The following is a 6,241-nucleotide window of genomic DNA, read 5'->3' as shown; positions in this document are numbered from 1 at the left end:
CACTACAGGGGGAAAACTGTAACCCATGTATCCGGTTCAAAGTGTTACCCATCTATCAACTGGACACCGGCAGGCAGATGAGGGGCGGCGCCGACATCGATAGTTGGTCTGAGGCCCTGCGGTTCTGCGAAATTACCTACCCCGAAATCCGCTCGATCACCGCGCCGCAGCCGGACAGCTTTTCTTCCAGCCGTTCAAAACCGCGGTCGAGATGATAGACCCGGTTGACCGTGGTCTCGCCTTCGGCCGCCAGGCCGGCGATGACCAGCGACACCGAAGCGCGAAGATCGGTCGCCATGACCGGCGCGCCCTTCAGCTTCGAAACGCCGTCGACGATCGCCGTCTGGCCGGACAGTGTTATGTGGGCGCCGAGCCGGGCAAGCTCCTGGACGTGCATGAAGCGGTTTTCGAAGATCGTCTCGGTGATGCGCGACTTGCCCTTGGCCATCGTCATCAGGCCCATGAACTGCGCCTGCAGGTCGGTCGGGAATGCCGGGAACGGCGCTGTCGTCACGTCGACCGGCGCAATGCCGGCGCCGTTGCGCCTGACGCGGATGCCGGAATTGGTCTGCGTGATCTCGGCGCCGGTCTGGGAAATCACGTCGAGCGCGGTCTGCAACAGGTCCGCCCGCGCACCTTCCAGCACGACGTCGCCGCCGGTCATGGCGACGGCCATCGCATAGGTGCCGGTCTCGATGCGGTCGGGTATCACCCGGACGCGGGCGCCCGACAGCGCTTCGACGCCATCGATGGTGATGGTCTCGGTGCCGGCGCCATAAATCCTGGCGCCCATGGCGTTGAGGCATTCGGCGAGGTTGACGATCTCGGGCTCGCGGGCGGCGTTTTCGAGCACCGTCTCGCCCTTGGCCAGCGACGCCGCCATGACAAGCACGTGGGTGGCGCCGACCGACACTTTCGGGAAGACGTAGCGATTGCCGACAAGCCGGCCGTTCCTGGTCTTGGCGATGACATAGCCGGTGTCGACGTCGATATCGGCGCCCAGCACCTGAAGGCCTTCCAGGAAAAGGTCGACCGGGCGCGTGCCGATGGCGCAGCCGCCCGGCAGCGAAACCTTGGCCTCGCCCATGCGGGCAAGCAGCGGGCCGATCACCCAGAACGAGGCGCGCATCTTCGACACCAGCTCGTAAGGTGCGGTGGTGTCGACGATGTTGCGGGCGGAGAGATTGATGGTGCGCGAATAGCCCTCCTGCTGCTTTTCGCGGCGGCCGTTGACCGAATAGTCGACGCCATGATTGCCGAGGATGCGGATAAGCTGCTCGACATCGGCCAGATGCGGCACGTTTTCCAGGGTCAGCGTGTCGTCGGTCAGAAGCGAGGCGATCATCAGCGGCAGCGCGGCATTTTTCGCGCCCGAGATCGGGATGCTTCCGGCAAGCTTGTTGCCGCCGACAATTCTGATGCGATCCATGGAAGAACGTCCCCTCGGCCAAAAGGCCGGTTTTCAATCGGTTGAGTCTGTTATGGCCGGTCTAGACCCCGGCCCCGTCTAAACCATTGGCCGGCTTGGTTCAAGAAACAGGATTCCCGCGCCCTGGCCGGCCTGTTGATATAGGTCAATCCTTTTGCGTTTCCCTTAAGGCGCCTAGCCCTTCCGGCCGCTGGTCGGCCCCGCCGGTGCGCCGCGAGCGCGACTGCGCCTTGCGCTTCTGCAGATTGGCGCGCAATTGCTCGGCAAGCCGGGTCTTGCGGTCGACCTTATTCGGTTGACCGTTCTTTTTCGATGGACCGCCCTTGTCAGGTGGGCCGCCCTTGTCAGGTGGAGTTTTCTTGTCGTTCATGGTTCCGTCCCGGCCAGCCCGCTATCAAGGGATAGCCAACATTGTGGCGCTGCCATGTCCGGAAAAGCCGTCGGAGCGGGCTTTCACAGATGGCTTGCGCTTGGCCTTGCGCTTGCCGGTTCGATATGGCAGAAGCCCCGCCATCGGCGGCTGCGGTAGCTCAGTGGTAGAGCACTCCCTTGGTAAGGGAGAGGTCGAGAGTTCAATCCTCTCTCGCAGCACCAGCCTATCCCATTGATTGGGAACAACTAACTGAATTTGCTATGGTATCGGCCGTCTCCAGTGGTACACAGGAGCGATACACATGGGTCTATTGATGCCGACGCCAGTCCGAAACCCCAAGACCTCCATTTATGAACTTCGTGTCCGAGTTCCCGCCGACCTTGTGGAAATTGCTCGCGGGAAGGTCGTCGGCCTTCCTGTTGGTGATAGCGTGCGGCAAGTCACGAGCGGGGACGCGGTAAAGGTATCGCTCGGAACCCGAGAGCCTAATGAGGCCAAAACCAGACACGCCGCAGCCTATGCAGCACTGACATCTTTCTGGGCTGCGCTCCGGAATGGTCCGACAGCTCTTTCGCAAAAGCAGACCTTCGCGCTCGCGGGTGAGGCTTATGCCGCATTTGTGGCCGCATTTGACGAGAACCCGGGCTCCGCCGAGCGCTGGCAAAGGGTGTTACGGGTAAACAGTGCGGCGAGGGCGGGCAAGCTCAATCCGCTCGCTATTCCCGACCAACGCCAACGGCTAAAAGACATCGAAGCGCGATTTGGTGATTTGGTCTCCGGCCTGATTGCCAACAAGGGCCTTGTCATTGACGACCAGAGCCGCCGCAACGTCCTGATGACAGTGGCGGACGCGCTTGACCGAGCGGCGGCGATCAATCTCGCCAAGGCCGGCGGAGACTACTCCGGCGCTGGAACTACCGCTGTTTATCCCGCGTTTGAAAAGCCCGGCACGAGGTCGACAGGCGGCGGCGCGGCGTCCAAGATTTCTCTGGTCTCCATTATCGATGAAGAGAAGCGACGCCGATCGCTAGGAAAAGATGCAGTCGGGCTTAATGCCAAAACGGAGCAGAAATTTCGCCGGCACTCGGCCAGCTTCACCGCGTTCGCGGACAGCGATGACGCCGCTGTCATCACTACGAAGCTTGTGCGCGATTGGATGGAGGACCTGCTTGCAAAGGGCCGGGTGAGCAACCGCACGGTCAAGGATATGTTGTCGAGCGTTCGCACTGTCGTTCAGTGGGGCAGGGAACATCGCCCCGATGAGTTTCATCCCGTCGCGAACCCGGTTTCCGGCGTGGCCCCGCCCGAAGCGCGTTCGCGGCCCAGCAGCGATCTCACCTACACACTTGAAGAAGCGAGGCGCGTCCTTGCCGGCGCCCGCAATTCCACCAATCACAATACCCGCTGGCTGCCTTGGTTGTGCGCTTACTCCGGGGCGCGGGTGGAGGAAATAGCGGGATTGCGAAGGGAAGATTTCTTCAAATCCGGCGATGACTGGTTCTATCACGTACGAGCCAAACCGAACCGGTCGATAAAGAACATTAACAGCGAGCGGCGTGTCCCCGTTCACCCAGCGCTTATCGATGAAGGCTTGATCGATTTTCTGGACAGAGCGAAGCTTGGCGTCCGGCTTTTTACCAGATCGCCATCCCAAGACATTTCTCGATTTGTGAGGGGCACAATCAAGATAGAGCGAAACGTTCCGCCCAGTCACGGCTGGCGGCACCTGTTTGAAGACCTTTGCACTGCCGCAGGTGTCTCGGACGATGCCCGGGCCTATATTACGGGGCGGGGAACGGGCACCTCACGGGACCGGTATGGTCGCAGTGACGCGATGTTGCCGGGGCTGGCACGCGAGATTAAGAAGCTGAAGCGGTTTTTCTGACCTCGCCCGAAGGGCGGAAGCGGGGATTGGTCTCCCCGCTCGCAAGGCCCGACGATTAGGCTGGGATCGCCGCCATCGTCGCAAGCCGGTCCACCTCATCATTGTAGGGATCGCCGCTGTGCCCCCGGACCCACTCCCATACAATGTCGCGTCCCTCCGCCAGCGCGTCGAGTGCCTGCCAAAGGTCAGTGTTCTCGACCGGTTTCTTGTCGCTCTTGCGCCACCCCCGCACCTTCCAGCCCGGAAGGTAGACCGTGATCCCATCGATCAGGTAGCGGCTGTCGCTCACGAGCACTATGGGGTCCGGCTCGTCGGACTTCAGAAACTCAAGGGCGCGAATGGCCGCCGTTAGCTCCATTCGATTGTTGGTCGTCTCTGGCTCGCTTCCCTTGAGCCGTTTTACCCTAATCTCTGCTGAACCCTCGATCCTGCGAAGGACAACGGCCCAGCCGCCGTTTCCGGGGTTTGGACTGCATCCGCCGTCTGTATGGATGAGAATATGGCGGCCGGAGGGTCGGATTTGAGTGCTTATGGTCATAGCGTCCTTTCTGTGTGTTTGGTGGTGGGTGTGCACGGTGCACCTACCAAGCGGTGCACAAGCAGATGCTCAAAAGTCGCATTCGAGGTCATCCTCGCGGATGAAGCCCCAGTAATCGGCAAGCAAGGTCACAAAGCCCTGGCCGCCGTATCTGTGCAGCGCCTCGGCGAAAAGCTCTGTATGTTTGGCGGCTTGCTTGCCGAACTTTTCAGCGATGGTCGACCGAAACCGTTCAATCATCGCTTCCTTCATCTCGTCCGAAAACCCGGGCGGTACACGATCTGCCATTTCGTTTCGTGTCTCTTGGAACCGGCCGGGATGTTCGCCCGGGAATTTCTCCCGATAGGCCCGCAGAAGGCCGCGCATATTGGCCACAGTGCGCTCGCTGACGCCTGCCGCTGCAGCGATCTTGGCTTTGGAGTGTGCCCCCGTAAGCACGAGCGTCCACGCCCCCTCCATCCGCTCCATTGGCTTCATCGGCAGTTTCGCTTTTTGGTTTCGCTCGATAGCCTCGACAATCGCTTGCTCAAGGCTCCCTTCAAACCACTCCACGGGAATTGAGGAAGTCGCTTTGAAGGCCCGGTAGGCTCCCAAACGATGGTGTCCGTCGATGCAGTATGCGTCGGTCCCGATGGCGAAGACGGTCACCGGGTCGAGCGTCCGTGCGCCGGCCGGTTTGGCCTCAAGGGCACGGACTAGTGCCAGCACGTGGCCAGCATCCACATCTCCTTCTTCGGCAGCTCCCGCGCGGGCCTGAAACAGCCCGGGAGCGGTCTTAATGGCCGTCAGTGGGAGCTTATCGGGTCGCTGCATTTGCTCCCCGTCAGAGCGCTTCACAAGGTGCTGAAGTCGTTCAATCGCCTCCAGAGGTCGTTCATGCCGTATGGGCGTCCCCATCGTCGACCCACCGGGATCGCACGACAAACTGGCTGGTTCTCCTTTCATCATTTCAGTTCCCTCATTGCTTCATAAAACCTCTGCTTCTCGGCCCGTTCTTGTTCGCGGTCGCGTTCTTCCAAAGCCCCTAGTTGAAGACCAACGGCACCGAACACGACCCATAACTTCTGACCGAGAATTGCCCCGACCTTCGGGCGCAGCTCGCGATAGACCCATTGCTGCTTAAGGCTCTTGTCGTCATCGCGGATGCCCCTGTGTCGGCCCGACAGGCTTCGTACGCGCCTCGCGAGTTGGATGCGGAATGCGGCGTCTGAAGCGAACCGATGAGGTAAGTCGTGCTGCAACATGAAGATTGCGCAGACGGTGACGGCCACCGACCAGAAGGGAACGTCGGCCGCGATGTTTACCAACTCGTTTGCTGCGGCTCTTTGGTATCTGTTACCGACGCGCCGGTCGGCATCGGTTCGAGCCGAGGCGATGAGGTCTTGCCAGCGGCTTTCCAGTTCAGCCCAGACCGGACTTTCAGCATTCTTGGCGATGCGCCGACGCACGCGGTCGCAATACGAGTGAAGTTCTGACCTTCTCACCGCCCGCTGCTCATGATGTCCCTGTCGTCTAATGATGCTTTTGTGGCGGCGGCAGTGCCCAGAATAGCGCGAAGCCGTGGGCAGGTCGCAGTGCGGGACACGGCAGACTGTGCTCATCGGCTGCCGGTCTTTGCCAAGCAGAATGCGGACCGCATCTGTTGGACTGCGCTCTCCAGGCGGCTGGAGACCTCGGCGTCCGTTACCGGCTTGCCAGAGGCAATTGCGAAAGCCGCGTCGTAAAGGCTGCTTGCGGCGTTGCCGGCCCCGAACAGCACTGCCCTTTCCGTCGCCGTGAGCGGTTGAACCCGGGCGGCCTGCATTTCATCGAGGGCCTGCTCCATCTCCGCTATCGCTTCGATGAAGACATCCTCGTAAAGCTCGTTGGGATAGCTGTTGTCATTTGCGTGGTTCATTTCGTTGTCCTTTTTTGTACCCGCCCCTAGGCCGTGTGGACAGTTACCGCAACCATAGGACAATAGCCGCGAGAGTGACAACGGCGCGGTAATTGCGGGCGGTTTTCTCGAAGCGGGTT

Annotated in this window: 7 protein-coding genes and 1 tRNA gene; 2 read left to right on the top strand and 6 right to left on the bottom strand. The window is 60.7% G+C overall.

Going from position 1 to position 6,241, the window contains the following annotated elements:
* Window positions 1-136 precede the first annotated feature (136 nt).
* Both murA and NKH12_RS29680 read right to left on the bottom strand, forming a co-directional pair.
* Complete coding sequence (gene murA / locus NKH12_RS29685) at window positions 137-1,429, bottom strand: UDP-N-acetylglucosamine 1-carboxyvinyltransferase (RefSeq protein WP_352956369.1); 1,293 nt, start codon at window positions 1,427-1,429, stop codon at window positions 137-139.
* A gap of 145 nt (window positions 1,430-1,574) precedes the next feature.
* Entirely contained in the window at window positions 1,575-1,799 is a 225-nt protein-coding gene (locus NKH12_RS29680) for a hypothetical protein (protein WP_352956368.1), read from the bottom strand.
* A gap of 149 nt (window positions 1,800-1,948) precedes the next feature.
* On the opposite strand from NKH12_RS29680, the gene NKH12_RS29675 reads away from it, so the two are divergent.
* Both NKH12_RS29675 and NKH12_RS29670 read left to right on the top strand, forming a co-directional pair.
* Window positions 1,949-2,023 (top strand) — tRNA-Thr (locus NKH12_RS29675).
* A gap of 80 nt (window positions 2,024-2,103) precedes the next feature.
* Entirely contained in the window at window positions 2,104-3,687 is a 1,584-nt protein-coding gene (locus NKH12_RS29670) for a DUF6538 domain-containing protein (RefSeq protein ID WP_352956367.1), read from the top strand.
* A gap of 55 nt (window positions 3,688-3,742) precedes the next feature.
* Here the strand turns inward: NKH12_RS29670 and rnhA are convergent, their stop codons facing one another.
* The 4 genes from rnhA to NKH12_RS29650 all read right to left on the bottom strand — a co-directional run.
* Window positions 3,743-4,225 carry a ribonuclease HI gene (gene rnhA, locus NKH12_RS29665; RefSeq protein WP_352956366.1) on the bottom strand — a complete coding sequence of 161 codons (483 nt, stop codon included), beginning with the start codon at window positions 4,223-4,225 and terminating at the stop codon, window positions 3,743-3,745.
* A 69-nt stretch (window positions 4,226-4,294) separates the two neighbouring features.
* Window positions 4,295-5,038 carry a ParB/RepB/Spo0J family partition protein gene (locus NKH12_RS29660; RefSeq protein ID WP_352956365.1) on the bottom strand — a complete coding sequence of 248 codons (744 nt, stop codon included), beginning with the start codon at window positions 5,036-5,038 and terminating at the stop codon, window positions 4,295-4,297.
* Between the two features lie 131 nt (window positions 5,039-5,169).
* Entirely contained in the window at window positions 5,170-5,673 is a 504-nt protein-coding gene (locus NKH12_RS29655) for a hypothetical protein (protein ID WP_352956364.1), read from the bottom strand.
* A 149-nt stretch (window positions 5,674-5,822) separates the two neighbouring features.
* Window positions 5,823-6,241: hypothetical protein (locus NKH12_RS29650; RefSeq protein WP_352956363.1), on the bottom strand; the 419-nt coding region annotated here is incomplete at its 5' end.

The sequence above is a fragment of the Mesorhizobium sp. M1322 genome (assembly GCF_040318085.1).
Classification (GTDB): domain Bacteria; phylum Pseudomonadota; class Alphaproteobacteria; order Rhizobiales; family Rhizobiaceae; genus Mesorhizobium.
The sequence above is the reverse complement of the archived record's forward strand: the minus strand, read 5'-3'. Positions and strand labels throughout refer to the sequence as shown.